Source organism: Burkholderia ambifaria AMMD (assembly GCF_000203915.1).
Lineage (GTDB): Bacteria > Pseudomonadota > Gammaproteobacteria > Burkholderiales > Burkholderiaceae > Burkholderia > Burkholderia ambifaria.
The window spans coordinates 1,829,324-1,851,900 of record NC_008391.1 but is presented as its reverse complement, the minus strand read 5'-3'; the positions used below and the strand labels follow the sequence as shown (position 1 = coordinate 1,851,900).

The following is a 22,577-nucleotide window of genomic DNA, read 5'->3' as shown; positions in this document are numbered from 1 at the left end:
ACGGAAACAACAATGAAACACATGCTTGCGGCGGTCTGTCGGTGGCCTCGAACGCATTGGTGTCGGGCCGGATTGTTGGCCCTTGTTGCGGGGCTGGGCGGGTGCGGCGGCGGGGCGCCACTGTTTACTTCGGACGGACGCCCCACTACGCAGGTGCAGTGCACCGGGGGCGACTGGAGCAATTGCACGGACAACGCGCGAGCCCTCTGCAATGGGGAATTCGATGTCATCCAGCGATCGACCGATGACGCCGTGCGAAATCTTCTCTTCGCATGCAAGAAGAAAAGCGGTTATTGATCCCGTCACGACCGGCTGAGGAAATCATGATCGGGTGAAGCGCTTTTCTATTCGCTTGGAGTCGGCTATTTTTCATGAATAACACTCACGGAGTCCCATCCATATGGCGACCTACAGGCAACTGACTGCGCAGCTCGAAAAACTTCAGCAAAAGATCGACAAGGAACGCGAAAAGGCGATTGCCGATGCGATTGCCGCCATTCGGGCGAAAATCGAGGAGTTCGACATTACGGCGGAGGAACTCGGTTTTCTTCCGATGGGCGCCGCCGCTGCCGCGAAGCCGAAGCGTCCGTTGCCGCCGAAGTACCTGAACCCGAAGACGGGCGAAACGTGGAGCGGCCGCGGGCGTGCGCCGGCGTGGCTCGGCAAGAACCGCGCGCGTTTCCTGATCAAGGACTGACTCCCGAAAATCCTCACCTTTCGTGCGCTGACTGACGGTGCGAACGGCCATGCGGCCGTCGCACCGTTTTGTTTTTGGGTCGCCGCAATGCGATTCGGGGCCGCGAATCAAACGGCAATGTCGCGCGATTAACGGATACCTTTTTGCGAATTCGCTGCGATTCGCGCGGATATCGCCACGATTTCCCGTAAACAACCGCGCAATGACGCGGCATGCGCGCATCGGCATGCTCGATCTTCGCGGTGCTGACGTACGGCCGATTGCCTTCACCTCACGCGTAATGACACGCTGCGCCGTGCTATTCCCGAACTTGCTCACCATGGCTCCTGTAAATCCTCACCTTTGAAGCGGCGACCGGATGACCGCATCGTGTCGCCGTCGCTCGTTGCGTCGCGCGAAGGCGTCGGTTACCGGCTCATGTTGCGGGCATTGATGCGCATCGCACAGTCGGCCGTTCGGCATATAGGCAGCCGCATCGGGTTCGCCTATGCTTGGAGTTCGCGTCGGCTGGCACGTGGCTATCTGTTCCGTGTGCCGGTCGAATCGTCTTTCGTTACCGCAGGGAGTCGATGTGACCGTCCGCCATCTCGATGCGTTGTTCCAGCCCAGGTCCGTCGCCGTCGTCGGTGCATCGTCGCGCGCCGGCAGTATCGGTGCGATGGTGTGGGCGCGCGTGCTCGACGGTGCGTTCGACGGGCCCGTGTGGCCCGTCAATCCGAAGTACCGCGAGCTGAACGGGCATGCGGTGGTGACCGATGTCGACCGCCTGCCCGCGCCGCCATCGGTCGCCGTGATCTGCACGCCGCCTGCCACGTGGGCCGGCATCGTGCGCAAGCTCGGCGAGCTCGGCACGCGCGTCGCGGTGATCGTCGGCGAAGCGCGCACCGACGCCGATCGCGCGGCACTCGATCGCACGCTCAAGGCCGCGAAGCCGTTCGTGCTCCGTATCGTCGGGCCCGGCAGTCTCGGCGTGCTGTCGCCCGCACGGCATGCGCATTTCGGCGCGCCGGCCTATACGGCACGATCGGGCGGCGTCGCCTGGGTGTCGCAATCGAATGCGCTGACGAACGCGGTACTGGGCTGGGCCGATGCGCGTGGCCTCGGCTTTTCGCATGTCGTCGCGCTGGGCAGCGAGGCCGACGTCGATGCGGGCGACGTGCTCGACTACCTCGCCAGCGATCCCGGCACGCGCGCGATCCTGCTCGAGCTCGACACCGTATGTGCCGCACGCAAGTTCATGTCGGCAGCGCGCGCGGCGGCGCGCAACAAGCCGGTGCTCGCGCTGCGCACGGGGCGCGCCGACCCCGGCGATGCGCTTTACACGGCGGCGTTCCAGCGTGCGGGGATGGTGCGCGTCGATGCGCTCGACGATCTGCTGGACGAGATCGAGACGCTCGGCGTCGGTCGCGTCACCGCGCGTGGCGCGGCGACGCTCGTGACGAGCGACGCGGGCGTCGCGAAGCTTGCGGGCGATGCGGTCGCGGAGGTGCGCGACGTGCTGGCCGACTGGCCGGCAGCGGCGACGTCGGCGGTAGCGGCCGCGCTGCCGCATCTCGCCGGGCCGGGCAATCCGCTGATGCTCGGCGACGATGCGCGTCCCGAGCATTTCGGCGCGGCCGTCAAGGCGCTCGCGCCGTTTCCGCAAACGGGCGCGCTGTTCGTCGTGCATTCGACGTCCCACAGCGCGCCGGCCGAGGCGGTTGCGCGCACGCTGATCGAATCGCGGCAATACGCATACCGCGGCATCCTCGCGTGCTTCTTCGGTGCTGTCGACGCGGCGACGCGCGACGCCCTGCACGCGAACGGGATCCCGGTGTACACCACGCCGCAGCGGCTTGCGCGCGCATACGCGCGGCTGGTCGACTACAACCTCGGGCGGCAGTTGCTGATGCAGACGCCCGAGGGCACGCCGCTGCAGCCACTCGAGTGCGTCGCGTCCGCGCAGGCCGAGGCTCGCCGAATGGTCGAGGCCCGTGAGCATGAACTGGCGGGCGATGCGGCGTTGCGCTGGCTCGCTCACTTCGGGATGCACAGTGAGCCGGCCGACGCGTCGGCGGCCGCCAGGGTCGTCGACATCACGGTCGACATGTACGACGATTCGAACTTCGGTCCGGTATTCCGCTATGCCGTGCCGCCGGCCGACGGCGTATCGGCGCCATTCATCGTGTACGGGCTACCGCCGCTGAATACGGTGCTCGCCCGCGCAGTCATGGAGCGCTCGCCCTACGCGCGCCGTGCGCCCGTCGAACCCACGCTCGATGCGCTGACGGCGCTGTCGCAGGTCGTTTGCGACGTGCGCGAGGTCGTCGCGATGTCGATCACGCTGCGCGTGCTGTCCGACCGCGCATACATCATCGCGCCGCGCCTCACGCTGGCGGCGGGGCGCAGCCGGCTCGCGATCATGCCGTATCCGCGTCATCTCGAGCAGACGCTCGAATGGCGCGGCGAGACCGTGACGATCCGTCCGATCCGTCCGGAAGACGAAGAAGCGCACAACGAGTTGCTCGGCGCGATGACGCCCGACGATCTGCGAATGCGGTTCTTCGGTGCGGTGCGCAGCTTCGATCATTCGCAAGTCGCGCGCATGACGCAGATCGACTACGACCGTGAAATGGCCTTCATCGTGTCGTTTACCGACGTGTCGGGCCGGTCGCACACGCTCGCGGTGGCGCGCGCGGTCGCCGATCCGGACAACGAGACGGCCGAGTTCGCGATTGCCGTGCGGCCCGATCAGAAGGGCAAGGGCCTCGGGCGGCTGATGATGAGCTGCATCATCGACTACGCGCGATCGCGCGGCACCGCATGGATGATCGGCGAGGCGCTGCGCGAGAACACCGCGATGATTTCGCTGGCGAAGTCATGCGGTTTCGCGGTGTCGACGACGGAGGAACCCGGCGTGGTCGGGTTCAGGATGAAGCTGCAATCGTAGTCGCGTGGGCGAGGGTGCGCGAACGTGCGGCGATAGCGTGCGCCGTCAACGCGGAACGCATGATGTGGAGTTGTGGCGTTGTGGCGTGACGCATAGCCGCCGTTGCGCGGATTCTTCACGGTTCGCAATGCAGACCATTCGGCGCGTTCGATCGAATCCGTGAAGCGATGCGACGCTCCGTGACCAGTGAGGAAAGGCGCTAGCGTCGAGTCGGAGCATCCGCGGCGGGCGGGGCGAGCGGCGCGCGTCGATGGCCTTCGCATTTCGCCGATTCGGACGGCATAGCGCGGCGTGCTGGCACCCGCATTTGCACCCGCAGCATTGGAATCAAAACAAAGGTGAGATTTTTCGGGAGCCGTGAGGGAGCTTTTCCGGGAGCGGCTGGGTGAGCCGATACAGGAGCACTCGGTGAGCCTTCCCGGGAACGGCCGGTGAGCCCTTGCGGGAAGCCCTGGTGAGCCTTTCCGGGAAGGGGCGGTGAGCGTCTGCGGGAGGTGTCGGTGAGGACGTTCGGGAGGGGCGATGAGCCTCTCCGGGAGCGTTAAGTGAGCTTTTACGGGATGCCCGGGTGAGCGCTTACGGGACGCTTCGGTGAGACTTTTCGGGAGCCTGCGAACGGAGTGCTCCACCCGGCGCGGCGCCAGCCTTTGCCGGCGTTCGCGCCGGTGCGCGCACGCATGAACCGTGCCCGCGACAGCGTTTACGCGGCGAGTTTCGACGCCGCGTCGTTCACCTGGTCACGCGAAATCGCGAGTTCTTCGAGGTGCGCGTCCGCATAAACGCCACCGGTTTCGCGCTCGAGGCGGGCGATGGTCAGTGCGCAACGCGCGGTGTCCTTCGGCATCGCGATGAAGCGCTTGACCGATTCGCCGGACGTAAACGCGTCGAACAGCGCGCCGCGCACGTCGTCCGGAAGCGTCTTGGTCCATTGGTACGGCTTGCCGTTGAACGTGATTGACGGCGGCAGCGTGCGTTCCTTCTTGGTGGCCGTGATCAGGCCGTAGGTGCGCGCGGCGTCGCCGATCTGCTCGGGCGAGAAGAGTTCGTCGGGCGTGATGCCGAACTGCTCGATGTAGTTCTCGATCGCCAGCATCGCTGCGGCACGATCGTCGCGCTTCTTCTGGGCGCGCGCGACGATGTCGCGCAGCTCGTCCGCTTCCTCGGCGGTGATCGTGAAGCTCGCCTGCTTCTGCTGAAGTTCGGAGAAACGCTGGAATTCTTGATCGTTCAGAAGTTTGGCCATGACATCCATCGGACACGACGGCCGTGACAACCGGCCGCCGTAGTTTTTGAGAGGGCCGCTATTCTAGCGTAGCGCCGGGCGTGCGGCGCCCGCACGTTCAGCCGATTTCCACGCGGCACATCGACAACTGACCGGCCGTATCGCGCAGTCCTGCAACGGCCACATCGACGGACGGCGTCGTGTGCGCGTCGATCCGGCGCATGTACGGGCAGGTCAGCACCGCGATCGCCTGGCCGGACGGGCCGAGGATCGGCGCGCTCAGATCCGTGACGCCGTACGCCTGGCGGCTGTCCTGGCGCACATAGCCGGCCTGCCGGATCGACTGGCACGCGTGGGCGAGTTCCTGTTCGTTGATCGGCGTTTCGCCCTTGACCTTGCGATGCTCGGCCAGCATGTGCGCACGCTGCTCGGAGCCCTGGAACGACAGCATCACCCGCCCCGACGCCGTGTCGGCGAGCCCGACGCGCGAGCCGAGCCGCACCGACACGCCCCACGCGCCAGGGCCGTCGACCTGCGCGATCACGAGCAGGTTGCCGCGATCGTAGACGCTTAGGTGGCACGACTGCTCGGCGGCGTCGGCGAAGCGCTGCATCAGCGGTAACGCTTCGGCGATCAGCCGGTTCATCGGCGGATGCCGGTGCGCGAGCGCGAAAAGTTTCAGGCTGAGCGTGTAGCGGTCGCCGCCGCTCGAGCGCATCACATAGCGGCGCGCAACGAGACGTTCGAGCATCCGGTAGATCTCGCTCGCGTTGCGTCCGAGCTCCTTCGTGATTTCGGTGCGCGTGAGTCCTTCCTTTTGTTCCGACAGGAGTTCGAGAATGTCGAGACCCTTGTCGAGCGCGGGCGCGCGATAGCGGTCGGCTGCACCCATCGACTCCCGTGCGTCGCTGCCGGGGAGCGGGTCAGTGGTCGTTTGCGTCATGAGTAGGAAGTCCGGGAATGGCCAATCGGTGGGCGACGCACGCTGGCCGGCTTCACACGCGGATTCGAGAAGCCGCATGCGGTACTGACGGCCGTCCGCGCGAGCTTAACAACAAACTTTTAGTGTGTAATGCAGCGTCTTTTTACCGATCGTTACCGAACAAGAACGGATCAACCACGCTTTTCGATGACAGGGTCGCAACGAATATTGTGTATTCGTGCCCCGACGACAACGCACCGGCGCCGTCCGACACCCTGCCGTTCTCCACTCGCGCCCCGGATGCTGCGATGCAACACCCGCAGGCGCACCAATAGTCGGTATCCGTCGCGCGCCATTTCACGGCGGGCCGCCGATGGTACAAAGAGCAGCGGGCCAGCGACGGCGCGGCCGCGCGTGAAGCCGGCCCGCTCAGGCCGGTACATGCCGCGGATACCGGGCCGTCGTCGCCGATGCGCAGACCGGCGGCCGCCCGTTCGATGCGCGTCGCACTTCGGTGCGACGCCGCGATCGCTGCGCCCGCGCGAGTCTCGCGTGTCGAACGGTGTGCCGGATATGGCGCCGACGCGCGTCATCGACGATCGACATTCAGTCCGGCGCGTGGCCGCACGCGGCTGCGTCGGCCGGTATCCTGTCCCATTCGACAACAGAGGTTGAGCACGATGAAACTGCTTCGCTATGGCCCGTCCGGCCAGGAAAAGCCCGGCATTCTCGACGCAAATGGCCGGATTCGCGACCTGTCCGCGCACGTGCCGGATCTGGCCGGCGACGCGCTGTCCGACGCCGGTCTCACGCGCCTGCGCGCGATCGACCCGGCCACGCTGCCGCTCGTGTCCGGCGAGCCGCGCATCGGCGCGTGCGTCGGGCGTGTCGGCAAATTCATCGGCATTGGTCTGAACTATGCCGATCACGCAGCCGAAGCCGGCATGCCGGTGCCGAAGGAGCCGGTGGTATTCGGCAAGTGGACGAGTTCGATCTGCGGTCCGAACGACGGCATCGACATTCCGAAGGGCTCCGTGAAGACGGACTGGGAAGTCGAGCTCGGTGTCGTGATCGGCACGACGTGCAAGGACGTTGACGAAGCGCGTGCGCTCGATTACGTCGCCGGCTACTGCGTCGTCAACGACGTGTCCGAGCGCGAATGGCAGATCGAGCGTGGCGGCCAGTGGGACAAGGGCAAGGGCTTCGACACGTTCGGCCCGATCGGCCCGTGGCTCGTCACGCGCGACGAGGTGCCCGATCCGCAGCGCCTCGACCTGTGGCTCGAGGTCGACGGTCACCGCTATCAGAACGGCAACACGCGCACGATGGTGTTCACCGTCGCGCAGCTGGTCGCCTACCTGTCGACGTGCATGACGCTGCAACCGGGCGACGTGATCACGACCGGTACGCCGCCGGGCGTCGGGATGGGGATCAAGCCGTCGCCGGTGTTCCTGAAGGCCGGTCAGACGGTGCGCCTCGGGATCGACGGGCTCGGCGAGCAGCTGCAGAGCACGCGCAACGCGCGGTAAGCGCTCGCTCGCGCGCGTCGCAGGGCGGTGCAACCGGCCGCCACGCCTCGCCACCCGCCGCGCGGTCCGATCGCATCGTTTAGTCGCCAGCGGCGACTGTCGCAAACTGAACACCGATGCAGCAAAGACAAGGGCCCGATTCCGCGCAATGCGGAATCGGGCCCTTGTCGTTCATCCGCGTCCGTACGAAGCGGCTCAGACGACGTTGTCCAACTCGCAATGGGCTTCGAGCCGATACCCGTCGGGGTCGACGACGAACGCCGCGTAATAGCCGGGGCCGTAGCGCTCGCGTTTGCCCGGCCCGCCGTTGTCGTGGCCGCCGTGCTCCAGCGCGGCCCGGTAGAACGCATCGACTTCCACCGGCGACGCCGCGCGGAACGACACGTGCAGCCCCGACTCGGGATCGGCGGCGACGGGGCGCGCCGCGTGCTGCAACCACAACACCGGTTCGGTGGTGCCGTAGCCGAGGGCTCCGTCGTCGCTATACAGCCGCTTGTAGCCGAGCGCGCCGAGCGTGCTGTCGTAGAACGCGCGGCTGCGGTCGATGTGGGCAACGCCGAACGAAAGGTGATCGATCATCTTTGGCTCCTTGAACTGAAGGGGGACATCGGTGCGGCAAAGCTGTTTTAACCACCATGCCGGTTATGTTAGAAAGCGTCCCCGCGCTTGTCAACCGGCATGGTGGTTAGATACGATCGCGGCATGAACAAGACGCAACCTTCCGTCACGACGGACTGCCTGATTCCGGCGCCGTCCGACACGTTGAGCATCGATTTCGCGAACACGCTGTACTGGCGCGGCACCGACGCGCCGACCGAAACGTTCGGCACGCTGGACGACCTGTTCGCGTGGTGCCGCGAGCAGGCGGGCGTGCCGGCTGGCCTGGCCGACGCATGTCGTGCAGGAGAAGAGAAACAAGATGACGAGCCGGCAATGCTCTCGCGCGCGCTCGCGTTGCGCGAGGCGCTGTACCGGCTCTTTCTCGCGGAAGCGGAGCGGCGCGAGCCGCACGCCGACGATCTCGCGTTGCTGGGCGGCTTTCTGGCGGAAGCGGCGCCGCGCGTCGCGCTCGCGCGGATCGACGGCGGCTATGGGTGGCGGATCGGGGGTGCGGGCGCGACGCTCGCGGGGCTGTTGAGCCCGGTGCTGTGGTCGGCGACCGACCTGCTGGGCAGCGCGCGGCTGGCGAAGGTCAAGCGTTGTGCGAACGACGCCTGTCAGTGGCTGTTTATCGACGACAGCAAGAACGGTAGCCGCCGCTGGTGCTCGATGTCGTCGTGCGGCAATCGCGCGAAGGCATATCGCCACTATCACAAGGCCGATTGACGCCGGCGCGGGTTCAGCGCGTCATGCCCCGGACGCACATCCCGCCCCGAACCTACTTCGCCGAAAGCTTCCGCCACAGCGTCGTCTTGCTGATGCCCAGCATCGCACACGCGCGATCGCGGTCGCCGCCGCACGCATCGAGCACCGCGCGGATCTCGTCGGCTTCCGCGCGGCGGCGGCGTGCTTGCAGTGTCTGCGCGTCGTCGGGATCGGCGGCCTCGGGCGGTGTCGCGAACAACTCCGGCGCGATCGCCTGCAGCGCGTCGGGCGCGAGCGCGGCGCACGGGGCGCCCGGATCCTGCTCGTCGACTTCCTCGGCCAGTTCCACCGCGATCCGCTCGACCACGTTCTGCAATTCCCGCACGTTGCCGGGCCAGCGGTAGCGGGCGAGCGTCGCCTGCGTCGCGCCGAGCACGCGCATCGCGTCGTCGACCTCGCGCACGCGTTCGGCCAGCCGCGGCTCGCGCCGCGCGGCCTGCACGAGCAGCGTGGCCGCGAGCGCCGGAATGTCGGCCGCGCGCTCGCGCAGCGGCGGCAGGCCGATGTTCAGGATGTTGAGCCGGTAATACAGGTCCGCGCGGAACGTGCCGGCTTCGACGGCCGCGAGCAGCGGCCGGTGCGTCGCGGCGATCACGCGCACGTCGATGCGGATCGGCTCGGTCGAACCGAGGCGGATCACCTCACGCTCCTGCAGCACGCGCAGCAGTCGGCTTTGCAGCGACGGCGGCATCTCGCCGATCTCGTCGAGAAACAGCGTGCCGCGGTGCGCGGCCTCGAACAGCCCGGTCTTGCCGCCGCGCCGGGCGCCGGTGAACGCGCCTTCCTCATAACCGAACAGCTCGCTCTCGAGCAGCGCTTCCGGAAACGCGCCGCAGTTGATCGCGACGAACGGATAGCTGCGCCGCACGGACAGCGCGTGCAGGCTCTGCGCGATCATCTCCTTGCCGGTGCCGCTCTCGCCGAGCACGAGCACGGTCGCGTCGGATTTCGCGTAGCGGCGCACGAGGTCGCGCACGCGCGCCATCGGCGCGGACGCGCCGACCACGTCGTCGAGTGCGTAGCGCGCCGCGAACTGCTGCGTATTCGGCTGCGAACGCAGCGCGCGGTCGAGCCGTTCGACCGCGCGCGATTCCTGGAAGGTCAGCACGCTGCCCGACGTGACGCCGCGATCGACGAGCGGCCCGCGATGCACGACGTAGCGCACGCCGCGCACCGTCGCGAGCGCGTCGCCATCCTCGCCGCGCAGCGTGCGCAGCTCGGGCCGCAGGTCGACGAGCGCGCGGCCGACGGCCGCCGCCGGTTCGACCCCGAGCGCCGACGCGAGCCGCTCGTTGATCGCCTCGACGTGACCGCGCGCGTCGAGCGCGACCACGCCGTCGCGCAGGTGCTGCAACAGGTTGTCGAGGCGCTGACGGCGAAACGCCTCGGCGTGCGTCGCGTACGCGACTTCGAGTGCCGTTTCGACCGCCTTGCGCACCGACGCGTGCGAATACAGGAACACCGCGCCCATGCCGGCACTCGCCGCGAGATCGGTGACGAGGCCGGGGCCGACGATCGTCTCGATGCCGCGGTCGTGCAGGTCGTGCACGCAGGCTTCCGCTTCCTGAGCGGACTGATATGACGCAAACTGCACGTCGAGGCCGTAGGCGGCGACGAAGCGGCGCACCTCCGGCGGCGTCTCGCCGGCGCTGACGAGGGCAATCCGCGACGCGTCGCGCCGTGCGCGCGCGAGCGCCTGCATCACGTCGAAGCCGGTCGGCGACACGACTACCACCGGCACCTGCGCACGCGTTTTCAGGAAGCCGCCGTTCGAGCCGGCCGCGACGATCACGTCGGGCCGCGCGGTGCCGGCTTCCGCGATCGCGCTCAGCGCGTCTTCGTAGGCCCGCGTGACGATGCGCACGTCGGCGCGTTCGTCGAATTCACCGGCGATCTCGCGAAACAGGTCGCGCAGGCGGCTGATGCCCATCGCCCAGATGCGCGGGCGTACCGTGCGGTCGGCCGGGCCGACGGGCTTGGTCGAGGAGAGGTCCATGGCGATCGATTATGCGCGCGCGATTTCATTTTTGAAACCTGAAATTGCCGAATTGAAATCGTCGGGCGATTCACCACTCGTGCCGGTTGCTTAAGAATCAGTGAGTTAGCGGGATTTTGCGAGCTGGCCCGGTCCTTGCTGTTAATGGTCATTCCTTCAGGAGGCCGTTCATGAGCAACACGCATCTTCAGAGCGCCGGCGCGAAATTCCGCGCGGCAGTCGCGGCCGAGCAGCCGCTGCAGGTGGTCGGCGCGATCACCGCGTACGCGGCCAAGATGGCGCAGGCCGTCGGCTTCAAGGCCGTCTACCTGTCGGGCGGCGGCGTCGCCGCGAATTCGCTCGGGATCCCCGATCTCGGCATCAGCACGATGGAAGACGTGCTGATCGACGCGACCCGGATCACCAACGCGACCGACCTGCCGCTGCTGGTCGACATCGATACTGGCTGGGGCGGCGCGTTCAACATCGCGCGCACGGTCCGCTCGTTCATCAATGCCGGTGTCGCGGCGGTTCACCTCGAAGACCAGGTCGGCCAGAAGCGCTGCGGCCATCGTCCGGGCAAGGAAGTCGTGCCGCTCGAGGAAATGGTCGATCGCGTGAAGGCCGCGGTCGATGCGCGCACCGACGACCAGTTCGTGATCATGGCCCGCACCGACGCGGCCGCCGCCGAAGGGATCGACGCCGCGATCGAGCGCGCGATTGCCTACGTGGAAGCCGGCGCCGACATGATCTTCCCGGAAGCGATGAAGACGCTCGACGATTACCGTCGCTTCAAGGCAGCCGTGAAGGTGCCCATCCTCGCGAACCTGACCGAATTCGGCTCGACGCCGCTGTTCACGGTCGACGAGCTGCGCGAGGCGAAAGTCGACATCGCGCTGTACTGCTGCGGCGCGTATCGCGCGATGAACAAGGCCGCGCTGAACTTCTACGAGACGCTGCGCCGCGACGGCACGCAGAAGGCCGCCGTGCCGACCATGCAGACCCGCGCGGAGCTGTACGACTTCCTCGGCTATCACGAATACGAGCGCAAGCTCGACGAACTGTTCGCGCAGGGCAAGAAGTAACGCGGCCCGCGCACCGGGACACGATTCCCGGAACGCTTTGCACGCGACCGCGCCAAGCGCCAAAGCGCTGAAGCGCCAAGTGCGGTCGACAGCTACCCAGATACCTATTGGAGAACGGAAACATGAGCGAGACGAAAGACGCAGCAGCACCGGCCGCCGCAGGCGCATTCAAGCCGAAGAAGTCGGTGGCGCTGTCGGGCGTGACGGCCGGCAACACGGCGCTCTGCACGGTCGGCAAGACCGGCAACGACCTGCACTACCGCGGCTACGACATTCTCGACGTCGCCGAGTCGTGCGAATTCGAGGAAATCGCGCACCTGCTCGTGCACGGCACGCTGCCGAACATGACCGAACTGGCCGCGTACAAGACCCGGCTGCGCGCGATGCGCGGCCTGCCGAACGCGCTGAAGGCCGTGCTCGAGCAGATCCCGGCATCGGCCCACCCGATGGACGTGATGCGTACCGGCGTGTCGGTGCTCGGCACCGTGCTGCCGGAGAAGGAGGACCACAACCTGCCGGGCGCGCGCGACATCGCCGACCGCCTGATGGCATCGCTCGGCTCGATGCTGTTGTACTGGTATCACTTCTCGCACAACGGCAAGCGCATCGAGACGGAGACCGACGACGATTCGATCGGCGGCCACTTCCTGCACCTGCTCCACGGCAAGACGCCGTCGAAGTCGTGGGTCGACGCGATGCACACGTCGCTGATCCTGTACGCGGAGCACGAGTTCAACGCATCGACGTTCACCGGCCGCGTGATCGCGGGCACGGGCTCGGACATCTACTCGGCGATCACCGGCGCGATCGGCGCGCTGCGCGGGCCGAAGCACGGCGGCGCGAACGAAGTCGCATATGAAATCCAGAGCCGCTACAGCTCGCCGGACGATGCCGAAGCCGACATCCGCCGCCGCGTCGAGAACAAGGAAGTCGTGATCGGCTTCGGCCACCCGGTCTACACGATCTCCGATCCGCGCAACAAGGTGATCAAGGGCGTCGCGCACAAGCTGTCGAAGGAAGCCGGCGACCTGAAGCTGTACAGCATCGCCGAGCGCCTCGAATCGGTGATGTGGGACGCGAAGAAGATGTTCCCGAACCTCGACTGGTTCAGCGCCGTGTCGTATCACATGATGGGCGTGCCGACCGCGATGTTCACGCCGCTTTTCGTGATCTCGCGCACGTCCGGCTGGAGCGCGCACATCATCGAGCAGCGCGTCGACAACAAGATCATCCGTCCGAGCGCGAACTACACGGGGCCGGAAGACCTGCAGTTCGTGCCGATCGAGAAGCGCTGATCCGCCAGCCGCGCGCCGGCCCCGAGAAACGGGCGCCGGCGCGCGCCGGACGTCATACCCCGATTTCCCGCCCCACATGATGAATACTGCCTACCGCAAACCCCTGCCCGGCACGTCGCTGGACTATTTCGACGCGCGTGCCGCGGTCGAAGCGATCGCGCCCGGCGCCTACGACACGCTGCCGTACACGTCGCGCGTGCTCGCCGAAAACCTCGTGCGCCGCTGCGATCCGGCGATCCTTGCCGATTCGCTGAAGCAGATCATCGAGCGCAAGCGCGACCGCGATTTCCCGTGGTTCCCGGCGCGCGTGGTGTGTCACGACATCCTCGGGCAGACGGCGCTCGTCGATCTCGCCGGCCTGCGCGACGCGATCGCCGACGGCGGTGGCGACCCCGCGAAGGTGAACCCGGTCGTGCCCGTGCAGCTGATCGTCGACCACTCGCTCGCCGTCGAGTGCGGCGGCTTCGATCCGGATGCGTTCGCGAAGAACCGCGCGATCGAGGATCGCCGCAACGAGGATCGCTTCCACTTCATCGAGTGGACGAAGAAGGCGTTCGAGAACGTCGACGTGATCCCGCCGGGCAACGGCATCATGCACCAGATCAACCTCGAGAAGATGTCGCCGGTGATCCAGGCGCAGGACGGCGTAGCGTTCCCGGACACCTGCGTCGGCACCGACAGCCACACGCCGCACGTCGATGCGCTCGGCGTGATCGCGATCGGCGTCGGCGGCCTGGAGGCGGAGAACGTGATGCTCGGCCGCGCATCGTGGATGCGCCTGCCCGACATCGTCGGCGTCGAGCTGACCGGCAAGCGCCAGCCCGGCATCACCGCGACCGACGTCGTGCTCGCGCTGACCGAGTTCCTGCGCAAGGAAAAGGTGGTCGGCGCGTATCTGGAATTCCGTGGCGAAGGTGCCGCGAGCCTCACGCTCGGCGACCGCGCGACGATCTCGAACATGGCGCCCGAATATGGCGCGACGGCCGCGATGTTCTTCATCGACGGCCAGACGACCGACTACCTGCGCCTCACCGGCCGCAGCGACGAGCAGGTGAAGCTGGTCGAGACCTACGCGAAGACGGCGGGCCTGTGGGCCGATACGCTCGGCAACGTGCAATACGAGCGCACGCTGACGTTCGACCTGTCGAGCGTGGTGCGCAACATGGCCGGCCCGTCGAACCCGCACAAGCGGCTGCCGACGTCCGATCTCGCCGCACGCGGGATCGCCGGCCAGTGGGAAGAAAAGCCGGGCGAGATGCCCGACGGCGCGGTGATCATCGCCGCGATCACGAGCTGCACGAACACCAGCAACCCGCGCAACGTGATTGCCGCGGCGCTGCTCGCGCGCAACGCGAACGCGAAGGGCCTCACGCGCAAGCCGTGGGTGAAGAGCTCGCTTGCGCCGGGCTCGAAGGCGGTCGAGCTGTATCTGGAAGAAGCGAACCTGCTGCCGGAGCTGGAAAAGCTCGGCTTCGGCATCGTCGCGTTCGCGTGCACGACCTGCAACGGGATGTCGGGCGCGCTCGATCCGAAGATCCAGCAGGAAATCGTCGATCGCGACCTGTACGCGACCGCCGTGCTGTCCGGCAACCGCAACTTCGATGGCCGCATCCACCCGTACGCGAAGCAGGCGTTCCTCGCGTCGCCGCCGCTCGTCGTCGCGTATGCGATCGCCGGCACGATCCGCTTCGACATCGAGAAGGACGTGCTGGGCCACGACCAGGACGGCAAGCCCGTCACACTGAAGGACATCTGGCCGACCGACGAGGAGATCGATGCGATCGTCGCGTCGAGCGTGAAGCCCGAGCAGTTCCGCAAGGTCTACGAACCGATGTTCGCGCGCACGGCCGATGCGGGCGAGCGTGCGGCGCCGCTGTACGACTGGCGCGCGCAGAGCACGTATATCCGTCGCCCGCCGTACTGGGAAGGCGCGTTGGCCGGCGAACGCACGCTCAAGGGCATGCGCCCGCTCGCGGTGCTCGGCGACAACATCACGACCGACCACCTGTCGCCGTCGAACGCGATCCTGCTGGACAGCGCGGCTGGCGAATACCTCGCGAAGATGGGCCTGCCTGAAGAAGACTTCAACTCGTACGCGACGCACCGGGGAGACCACCTGACCGCGCAGCGCGCGACCTTCGCGAACCCGACGCTGATCAACGAGATGGCGGTCGTCGACGGCGCGGTGAAGAAGGGCTCGCTCGCGCGCGTCGAGCCGGAAGGCAAGGTCATGCGCATGTGGGAGGCGATCGAGACGTACATGAACCGCAAGCAGCCGCTGATCGTGATCGCCGGCGCCGACTACGGCCAGGGCTCGTCGCGCGACTGGGCCGCGAAGGGCGTGCGGCTCGCGGGCGTCGAGGCGATCGTCGCCGAAGGGTTCGAGCGGATTCACCGCACCAACCTGATCGGGATGGGCGTGTTGCCGCTCGAGTTCAAGCCGGGCACGAACCGCACCACGCTCGGGATCGACGGCACCGAGACCTTCGACGTGATCGGCAAGCGTACGCCGCGCGCCGATCTCACGCTCGTGATTCAACGCAAGAACGGCGAGCGTGTCGAGGTGCCCGTGACGTGCCGGCTCGATACGGCCGAGGAAGTGTCGATCTACGACGCGGGCGGCGTGCTGCAGCGCTTCGCGCAGGACTTCCTCGAATCGTCGCAGGCGGCTTGACCGGATCACACAGGGATAACGCAAACATGGCTCACATTCCGCAAATCAGGATTCCGGCGACCTACATCCGCGGCGGCACCAGCAAGGGCGTGTTCTTCCGGCTGCAGGACCTGCCGGATGCCGCGCAGACGCCGGGCGCCGCGCGTGACGCGCTGCTGCTGCGCGTGATCGGCAGCCCCGATCCGTACGGCAAGCAGATCGACGGGATGGGCGGCGCGACTTCGTCCACCAGCAAGACGGTGATCGTGTCGAAGAGCACGCGGCCCGGTCACGACGTCGACTACCTGTTCGGGCAGGTCGCGATCGACAAGGCGTTCGTCGACTGGACCGGCAACTGCGGCAACCTGTCGGCGGCGGTCGGCCCGTTCGCGATCGGCGGCGGTCTTGTCGATGCGTCGCGCGTGCCGCGCGACGGCGTCGCGACCGTGCGGATCTGGCAGGCGAACATCGGCAAGACGATCGTCGCGCACGTGCCGATCACGAACGGCGCGGTGCAGGAGACGGGCGACTTCGAGTTGGACGGCGTCACGTTCCCGGCCGCCGAAGTGCAGCTCGAGTTCATGAACCCGGCCGCCGAGGAAGAAGGCGCGGGCGGCTCGATGTTCCCGACCGGCAACCTCGTCGACGACCTGGCCGTGCCGGGCATCGGCACGCTGAAGGCGACCATGATCAACGCGGGGATTCCGACCATCTTCGTCGAGGCTGAAGCGATCGGCTACACGGGCACGGAGCTGCAGGACGCGATCAACGGCGACCCGAAGGCGCTCGAGAAGTTCGAGACGATTCGCGCGCACGGCGCGCTGCGCATGGGCCTGATCGACACGCTCGACGAGATCGCGACGCGCCAGCACACGCCGAAGGTCGCGTTCGTCGCGAAACCGGCCGACTATGTCGCGTCGAGCGGCAAGCGCGTGAATGCGGGCGACGTCGACCTGCTGGTGCGGGCGATGTCGATGGGCAAGCTGCACCACGCGATGATGGGCACGGCGGCGGTCGCGATCGGCACGGCCGCGGCGATTCCCGGCACGCTGGTGAATCTCGCGGCGGGCGGCGGTGCGCGCAACGCGGTGCGCTTCGGGCATCCGTCAGGCACGCTGCGCGTCGGCGCGGAAGCGCAGCTCGAGAACGGCGAGTGGACCGTCACGAAGGCGATCATGAGCCGCAGCGCGCGTGTGCTGATGGAGGGGTGGGTGAGGGTGCCGGGCGACGCGTTCTGACGCACGATGGTTTTCACGTGCAAGCCTGCACGCGCGAACCTTGTCCCGATCCCTGCGAAGCGGAACCGCTGCGCGGGGATTTTTTCATTTGACGCGTGTGATTCGGTGGGCGATGCGTTGCGTTGGGGTGCGGGCTGCTAATGGTGGTTGACCGCGAAGCATGGACGCCGGTAAGCGCCAAAGCGCTAACGGTGGTTGACTGCGAAGCTTGGGACCCGCATAAGCGCCAAAGCGCTAACGCTGGGCGACCGCGCAGCATGGGACCCGCGTAAGCGCTAAAGCGCCAACGCTGGTCCACCGCGAAGCATGGGGCACCCGTAAGCGCTGAAACGCTAACGGGGGCCGACAGGAGAACCGTATGTCGCTTGATGCGCCGCTTTCCGGCGTCCATATCGTCGAATTCGAAGGTCTCGGCCCCGGCCCGCTCGCGGGCTGGATGCTCGCCGGAATGGGCGCGCGCATCACGCTGATCGCGCGTCCGGCCGGCCGCACGAGTGCGCCGGACGCGTTGCAGGGCCGCGACGGCGACCTGCTGCGCGAAGGCAAGACGGTCGTCGAGCTCGATCTGAAGACACCGGACGGCCGCGATGCGGCGCTCGCGCTGATCGCGCAGGCCGATGCGCTGATCGAGGGGCTGCGACCGGGCGTGATGGAGCGTCTCGGCCTCGGGCCCGACGCTTGTGCACGCCGCAATCCGAAGCTCGTGTACGGACGGATGACGGGCTGGGGCCAGGACGGGCCGCTCGCGACGGCCGCCGGGCACGACCTGAACTACGTCGCGCTGACGGGGCTGCTGTCGCTGTCCGCGCCGCGTGACGGCCGCCCCGGCGTGCCGCCGACCGTCGTCGGCGATGCGGGTGGCGCGCTCGGGCTCGCGTTCGGGATCGTCTGCGCGCTGTTCGACGTGCGCGGCGGCGGCCCGGGGCGGGTGGTCGACGGCGCGATCGTCGATATCGTGTCGATGCTCGGCTCGCTCGCGCTGTGGGCGCGCGCGAACGGCCAGCTCGATGGCGCGCAGCCAAGCCTCTTCCACGACGCGCCGTTCTACGACGTATATCGCTGCGCGGACGGCGAATGCGTGACGATCGGCGCGCTCGAGCCACCGTTCTACGCGCTGCTGGTCGAGCGGCTCGGGCTGACCGACGTCGATCCCGCGTCGCAGTACGACCGCGCGCGCTGGCCGGCGCTGAAGGCGCGTTTCGCCGAGGTATTTGCGCAGCAGCCCTCCGCGCACTGGCGCGCGCTGCTCGAAGGCAGCGACGCATGCTTTGCGCCGGTGCTGAGCGTGGCCGAAGCGGTGGAGCACCCGCACAATGCGGCGCGCGGGATTTATCGCGTCGACGGGGACGGCAACGTCCGGGCGCGCGTGGCGCCGCGATTTTTGCCGCTGAGGGGCGACGACGCGGAATAGGTGGCGCCGGCTCGCCGATTCGAAAGCGCTACTCGCGATATGCGCTTGCGCACGGGACAGCCAATTCGGTGGGTGCCAAATATGGCATCAAATTTGGTGCTAAATAGAGTAAAATCGGGCCTCGATCAACGAAGGAGCCGATATGCCTCACACCATTCTGGCCAATGTTACGGCGAGCGTTTCGGAACTGAAGCGCAATCCGATGGGAACCGTCGCGGCGGGCGAGGGCTTTCCGGTTGCGATTCTGAATCACAACGAGCCCGCGTTCTATTGCATCCCGGCGAAGACGTGGGAAGCGATGGTCGAACGTCTCGAAGATATAGAAGACAACGCGCTTGCCAATACGCGTGCGAAGGACAAGGTCGTCAAGGTCAAGCTGAATGACCTTTGAGCTTGCCTTTCTCGAACCTGCGTTGAAGGAGTGGAAGAAGCTCGATCGCACCATCTGCGACCAGTTCAAATCCCGACTCGCCGAGCGCCTCGAGAATCCCCGCATTGCGTCGGCCAAGCTGCATGGCCATCCGGATCGCTACAAGATCAAGCTGCGCAGCGTCGGCTACCGACTCGTCTACGAAGTGCGCGATACGGAAGTGATCGTACTGGTTGTCGCAGTCGGTCGCCGTGACCGCGATGCCGTCTATCTTGCCGCGATGAAGCGGTAGGCCGGACGACGCGCGACGCGTGTGCTGCCGCGGTTTGCCGGCCACGTCGCATCGCCGGTGTCCGGACGTGCGATCCTCAATGCGCGGGCAGGCAATCCGCCGGCCTTTGGGTACAAAGCAACTTACGCCGTTTCCTCCGGCGAATCCGGCATCTTGCCGTCGCCGACGCGGTTGATCGTCCCTTGCGCGATTGCGACGAGCCGCTCGTGATCGCCGTCGATGACGAAGACGTGACACTGGCAGGTCGCCTGGTGCCGCCCCGCGTAGACGACCTTCGCGCGCGCGACGAGCGTGCCATTCACGGCCGGCCGCAGGTAGTTGATCTTGTATTCAGCGGTGATCACGCGCGGGCCGAGCACGAGCGCGCCGGCGAACGTCAGCGCGTTGTCGGCGAGATAGCCAATCACGCCGCCGTGCACGAAGCCGTGCTGCTGGCGCAGTTCGTCCCGCACGGGCAGGCACAGCGACACCTCGTTGTCGCCGATATGCATCAGCTCCGTACGCAGCAGCATGCTGAACGGTTGCGCGCGCAATGCGCCGCGCGCGTGGTCCGTGATGTCCGTCATCGACTTCCTCGCAATCCATGTCCGCTTGCGCTGAACTCTAGGAAGGGGGCTGCGGATAAGCAAGGAAATTCGTCCACGTTTCTTGCAATTACCGGCGCGATGCGCCGCGATTATTGCGTCGAACGCGCGAGTCATGCTCGTTTGCCGGCGATTCGGCGGGAATGACGGAGATCGCCGGGCCGAGAGCCTAAAGTCCGACGAAGAAATGCCGCTAATGCCGGGGCATTGCTCCATCGTCGGCTCTCCAGGAATCTCCCCCCATGTTCGGAAAAATCAAGCTCGCGTCGGGTCTGCTCGGCGTGTTGACCGTGTTTTGCCTCTTTCTCGTCGCCATCGAGGCGCTCGGCTTCTGGGCGCTCGCGTCGACGCGCAGCGGCGTCGACGATCTGTCGAACGTCGCGATCGCGCAGGTCGGTGCGGCCAGTCAGGCGAGCGAGCGCCTGCTCGACGCGCGCGTGAACCTGTCGCGTGCCGGCACGCGGATGGTGCGCGGCGGCCCGAAACCCGACGAGATCATCCGCCATGCGAGCGCTTCGCTCGCGGAAGCGGACAAGGCGTTCGCCGCGCTGACGGCCGCGCAGGCCGTCGACGCAACGAACCGCGCGCAGGTCGCGGCGCTCGCCGAGCGCTATCGCGCGCTGCGCGGCGCGCTGGGCGAACTCGTGCAGTTCCTCGACGCCGACAACATCCAGGCGTTCCTCGACCAGCCGACGCAACGCTTCCAGGACGCGTATCTCGCCGAACTGCACCGCTTCGTCGACTACGGCGGCGCGTCGAGCCGCGCCGCGCTCGACACGATCGACAGCGGGATGCAGTGGTTCAAGTGGGTCGGCATCGTATTGCTGGTGGCGATGCTCGCGGCCAGCGCGGCCATTTACGCGGGTGCGCGGCGCGCGGTGGTCGCGCCGCTGGACGAAGCCGGCCGCCATTTCGAGCGGATCGCGCAGGGCCGGCTCGACGAAGCCGTGCGGCCGGCGGGCGTGTTCGAGATCGACCGGATGCTGCGCGGCCTCGCCGCGATGCAGGCGAGCATCGCGGACACCGTGCGCACCGTGCGTCAAGCGTCCGACGCGATCCACCTCGGTGCGGGCGAGATCGCCGGCGGCAACGCGGACCTGTCCGCGCGCACGGGCACGCAGGCCGCATCGCTCGAGGAAACCGCCGCGAGCATGGAGGAACTGACCGCGACCGTGCGCCAGAACACCGACAGCGCCCGTGCGGCCAGCGCACTGGCCGACGCGGCGCTCGACGCGACGCGTCACGGCGGCGGCGTGGTCGACAGCGTGATCGACCGGATGCGTGGCATCGCGCAGAGCTCCGGCCGGATCGCGGAGATCATTTCGGTGATCGACGGCATCGCGTTCCAGACCAACATCCTCGCGCTGAACGCGGCGGTCGAGGCCGCGCGGGCCGGCGAGCAGGGCCGCGGCTTCGCGGTGGTCGCGGGCGAAGTGCGCTCGCTCGCGCAGCGCAGCGCGCAATCGGCGAAGGAGATCAAGGCGCTGATCGAGGAGTCGGTCGCGCAGATCGACGGCGGCTCGGAACTCGTCGAGCGTGCCGGCGACGCGATGCGGACGGTATCGGCGTCGATCACGCGCGTCGTGCAGACGATGTCGGAGATCACGGCCGCGTCGGTCGAGCAGAGCGTCGGCATCGAGCAGGTGAACCAGGCCGTTACGCAGATGGACCAGTTGACGCAGCAAAACGCGGCACTGGTGGAGGAAGTCGCGGCGGCGGCCGCGTCGCTGAACGAGCAGACCGCGCACCTGATGCAGGCGGTGTCGGTGTTCGAGCTGGGCGACGCGCGCGCGATTCACGGGGTTCGCGAACAGCGCGCGCCGTCGTTTGCCGACGCCGGTTACGACGCGGCGGGCAGCGCCGCGTAAGCGGTCGCGAGGTGGTAGGGCGTCGTCGACGGCATGTCGGCGCGCGACACCTGCCCGTCGGCCGTCTTGCACTCGAACCAGCCGCGCGGATGCAGGAAGCGCGCGGCGAAGCGCTCGATCTGCCGCGCGAGCGGCGCGGAAGCGGGCGTGCCGCCGTGCGTCGCGAGCGCGCGCAGGTATTCGGTCTGCGCCCAGATTCGCTGCGTGCCGTCGATGCACGCGCCTTGCGCGTCGACGGCCGCGCATACGGCGCCCGTCTGCGGATCGATGCCGTGCTGCTCGGCGAACGCGAACGCGCGCGCGAGTGCGTCGGGAAGCCCGGTCTGCGCGAGCCGAGCGCCGGCCGCGTCGACCAGATAGAACCATTCGAATTGGTGGCCGGGCTCGAAGCGGTTGTCGGGCGCCCCGAGCGGCAGCTCGGCGACGCAGCCGGTCGCCGGATCGACGAACGTGCGCTCGACGGCCTGCGCGGTGCGTGCGAGCGCATCGTTGAACGCCGCATCGCCGAACGCATCGGCGGCCGCGAGCCATGCTTCGGTCAGGTGCATCAACGGGTTTTGCAGCGCGCCGCCGCCCGACGACGAGAAATCGGCGTGGCGCGCGGCGTCGAGCAGCGCGTCGCCCGGCTGCGGCGCGAAGCGGTCCTGGATCAATGCGGCGGTGTCCTCGGCGACCGTGCGCGCCGCGGCGTCGCCCGACGCCGCATGCCATGCGGCGCACGCGAACACGACGAATGCGTGCGTATAGAGGTCCTTGGTCGTGTCGAGCGGCGCGCCTTGCGCGTCGACGCTGTAGAACCAGCCGCCGTGGCGCGGGTCGCGGAAGCGGCTGCACAGCGAGTCGAACAGCGTGGCCGCGTGCGCGGTGTTGCCGGCCTGCGCGAACACGAACAGTTGCCGCGCGCATGCCATTGCGCGATAACGGGTGGCGGGCAGCGGGGCATGGGTGGCCGGATCGACGGCCTCGAACGGCAGCCGCAACGTGTGGTCGAACCCTGAACCCTGCCAGATCGGCAAGATGACGTGCGCAAAATGGTCGCGCAATCGGGCGGTCTGAGCGGAATCGGAATCGGGAACGGACATGGCGGGATTGAGCGCTTGGATCGAATCGAGTCGGCGCGGCCCGGAGCGGCGCGGCCGGGC

At 67.4% G+C, this 22,577-nt stretch carries 19 protein-coding genes; 13 read left to right on the top strand and 6 right to left on the bottom strand.

Annotation, left to right across the window (positions count from 1 at the left end; all coding sequences use genetic code 11):
- The first annotated feature begins 12 nt into the window (after positions 1 to 12).
- From BAMB_RS34370 to BAMB_RS24255, 3 genes are all read left to right on the top strand, one after another.
- The gene (locus tag BAMB_RS34370) at positions 13 to 297 is read left to right on the top strand and encodes a hypothetical protein (RefSeq protein ID WP_012367057.1); all 285 of its coding nucleotides are present in this window, start codon (positions 13 to 15) and stop codon (positions 295 to 297) included.
- A 103-nt stretch (positions 298 to 400) separates the two neighbouring features.
- Positions 401 to 697, top strand: coding sequence for an H-NS histone family protein (locus BAMB_RS24260; protein ID WP_011659794.1), 297 nt, complete (start codon positions 401 to 403; stop codon positions 695 to 697).
- Between the two features lie 571 nt (positions 698 to 1,268).
- The gene (locus BAMB_RS24255; protein ID WP_041491552.1) at positions 1,269 to 3,626 is read left to right on the top strand and encodes a GNAT family N-acetyltransferase; all 2,358 of its coding nucleotides are present in this window, start codon (positions 1,269 to 1,271) and stop codon (positions 3,624 to 3,626) included.
- 700 nt (positions 3,627 to 4,326) lie between these two features.
- On the opposite strand, the gene BAMB_RS24250 is transcribed toward BAMB_RS24255, so the two are convergent.
- Positions 4,327 to 4,878: a hypothetical protein gene (locus BAMB_RS24250; protein ID WP_011659792.1), complete on the bottom strand. Its 552-nt coding sequence runs from the start codon at positions 4,876 to 4,878 to the stop codon at positions 4,327 to 4,329.
- Positions 4,879 to 4,966: 88 nt separating this feature from the next.
- Positions 4,967 to 5,791, bottom strand: coding sequence for an IclR family transcriptional regulator (locus BAMB_RS24245; RefSeq protein WP_041491551.1), 825 nt, complete (start codon positions 5,789 to 5,791; stop codon positions 4,967 to 4,969).
- A 659-nt stretch (positions 5,792 to 6,450) separates the two neighbouring features.
- Here BAMB_RS24245 and BAMB_RS24240 point away from each other — a divergent pair.
- Positions 6,451 to 7,299, top strand: coding sequence for an ureidoglycolate lyase (locus BAMB_RS24240; RefSeq protein ID WP_011659790.1), 849 nt, complete (start codon positions 6,451 to 6,453; stop codon positions 7,297 to 7,299).
- A gap of 195 nt (positions 7,300 to 7,494) precedes the next feature.
- Here the strand turns inward: BAMB_RS24240 and BAMB_RS24235 are convergent, their stop codons facing one another.
- Positions 7,495 to 7,878, bottom strand: coding sequence for a VOC family protein (locus tag BAMB_RS24235; RefSeq protein WP_011659789.1), 384 nt, complete (start codon positions 7,876 to 7,878; stop codon positions 7,495 to 7,497).
- Between the two features lie 99 nt (positions 7,879 to 7,977).
- Between BAMB_RS24235 and BAMB_RS24230 the strand changes: the two genes are divergently transcribed.
- A complete protein-coding gene (locus BAMB_RS24230; RefSeq protein ID WP_011659788.1) occupies positions 7,978 to 8,625 on the top strand; it encodes a CGNR zinc finger domain-containing protein in 648 nt (215 codons plus the stop codon).
- Between the two features lie 52 nt (positions 8,626 to 8,677).
- Here the strand turns inward: BAMB_RS24230 and prpR are convergent, their stop codons facing one another.
- Complete coding sequence (prpR, locus tag BAMB_RS24225; protein ID WP_011659787.1) at positions 8,678 to 10,660, bottom strand: propionate catabolism operon regulatory protein PrpR; 1,983 nt, start codon at positions 10,658 to 10,660, stop codon at positions 8,678 to 8,680.
- Positions 10,661 to 10,830: 170 nt separating this feature from the next.
- Here prpR and prpB point away from each other — a divergent pair, with 170 nt between their 5' ends.
- The 7 genes from prpB (at position 10,831) to BAMB_RS24190 (ending at position 18,983) form a co-directional block, all read left to right on the top strand.
- Positions 10,831 to 11,724, top strand: coding sequence for a methylisocitrate lyase (gene prpB / locus BAMB_RS24220; RefSeq protein WP_011659786.1), 894 nt, complete (start codon positions 10,831 to 10,833; stop codon positions 11,722 to 11,724).
- Between the two features lie 122 nt (positions 11,725 to 11,846).
- Positions 11,847 to 13,019 (top strand): bifunctional 2-methylcitrate synthase/citrate synthase, encoded by a 1,173-nt coding sequence (prpC, locus tag BAMB_RS24215; RefSeq protein ID WP_011659785.1) that lies wholly within the window; start codon positions 11,847 to 11,849, stop codon positions 13,017 to 13,019.
- A gap of 79 nt (positions 13,020 to 13,098) precedes the next feature.
- The gene (acnD, locus tag BAMB_RS24210; protein WP_085963177.1) at positions 13,099 to 15,693 is read left to right on the top strand and encodes a Fe/S-dependent 2-methylisocitrate dehydratase AcnD; all 2,595 of its coding nucleotides are present in this window, start codon (positions 13,099 to 13,101) and stop codon (positions 15,691 to 15,693) included.
- 26 nt (positions 15,694 to 15,719) lie between these two features.
- A complete protein-coding gene (gene prpF, locus BAMB_RS24205) occupies positions 15,720 to 16,910 on the top strand; it encodes a 2-methylaconitate cis-trans isomerase PrpF (protein ID WP_011659783.1) in 1,191 nt (396 codons plus the stop codon).
- A gap of 358 nt (positions 16,911 to 17,268) precedes the next feature.
- Entirely contained in the window at positions 17,269 to 18,321 is a 1,053-nt protein-coding gene (locus BAMB_RS24200) for a CaiB/BaiF CoA transferase family protein (protein ID WP_011659782.1), read from the top strand.
- Between the two features lie 142 nt (positions 18,322 to 18,463).
- Positions 18,464 to 18,712 carry a type II toxin-antitoxin system Phd/YefM family antitoxin gene (locus BAMB_RS24195; protein WP_011659781.1) on the top strand — a complete coding sequence of 83 codons (249 nt, stop codon included), beginning with the start codon at positions 18,464 to 18,466 and terminating at the stop codon, positions 18,710 to 18,712.
- Positions 18,702 to 18,983, top strand: a complete 282-nt coding sequence (locus BAMB_RS24190; RefSeq protein ID WP_011659780.1) for a type II toxin-antitoxin system RelE family toxin — start codon at positions 18,702 to 18,704, stop codon at positions 18,981 to 18,983. Before BAMB_RS24195 ends, BAMB_RS24190 begins: the two co-directional genes overlap by 11 nt.
- Before the next feature lie 122 nt (positions 18,984 to 19,105).
- Here BAMB_RS24190 and BAMB_RS24185 read toward each other — a convergent pair whose 3' ends face one another.
- Positions 19,106 to 19,549: a PaaI family thioesterase gene (locus tag BAMB_RS24185; protein WP_006757720.1), complete on the bottom strand. Its 444-nt coding sequence runs from the start codon at positions 19,547 to 19,549 to the stop codon at positions 19,106 to 19,108.
- A 260-nt stretch (positions 19,550 to 19,809) separates the two neighbouring features.
- Here BAMB_RS24185 and BAMB_RS24180 point away from each other — a divergent pair, with 260 nt between their 5' ends.
- A complete protein-coding gene (locus BAMB_RS24180) occupies positions 19,810 to 21,435 on the top strand; it encodes a methyl-accepting chemotaxis protein (protein ID WP_011659779.1) in 1,626 nt (541 codons plus the stop codon).
- On the opposite strand, the gene BAMB_RS24175 is transcribed toward BAMB_RS24180, so the two are convergent.
- Entirely contained in the window at positions 21,408 to 22,517 is a 1,110-nt protein-coding gene (locus BAMB_RS24175; protein ID WP_041491549.1) for an AGE family epimerase/isomerase, read from the bottom strand. The genes BAMB_RS24180 and BAMB_RS24175 overlap by 28 nt on opposite strands.
- Positions 22,518 to 22,577: the final 60 nt, after the last annotated feature.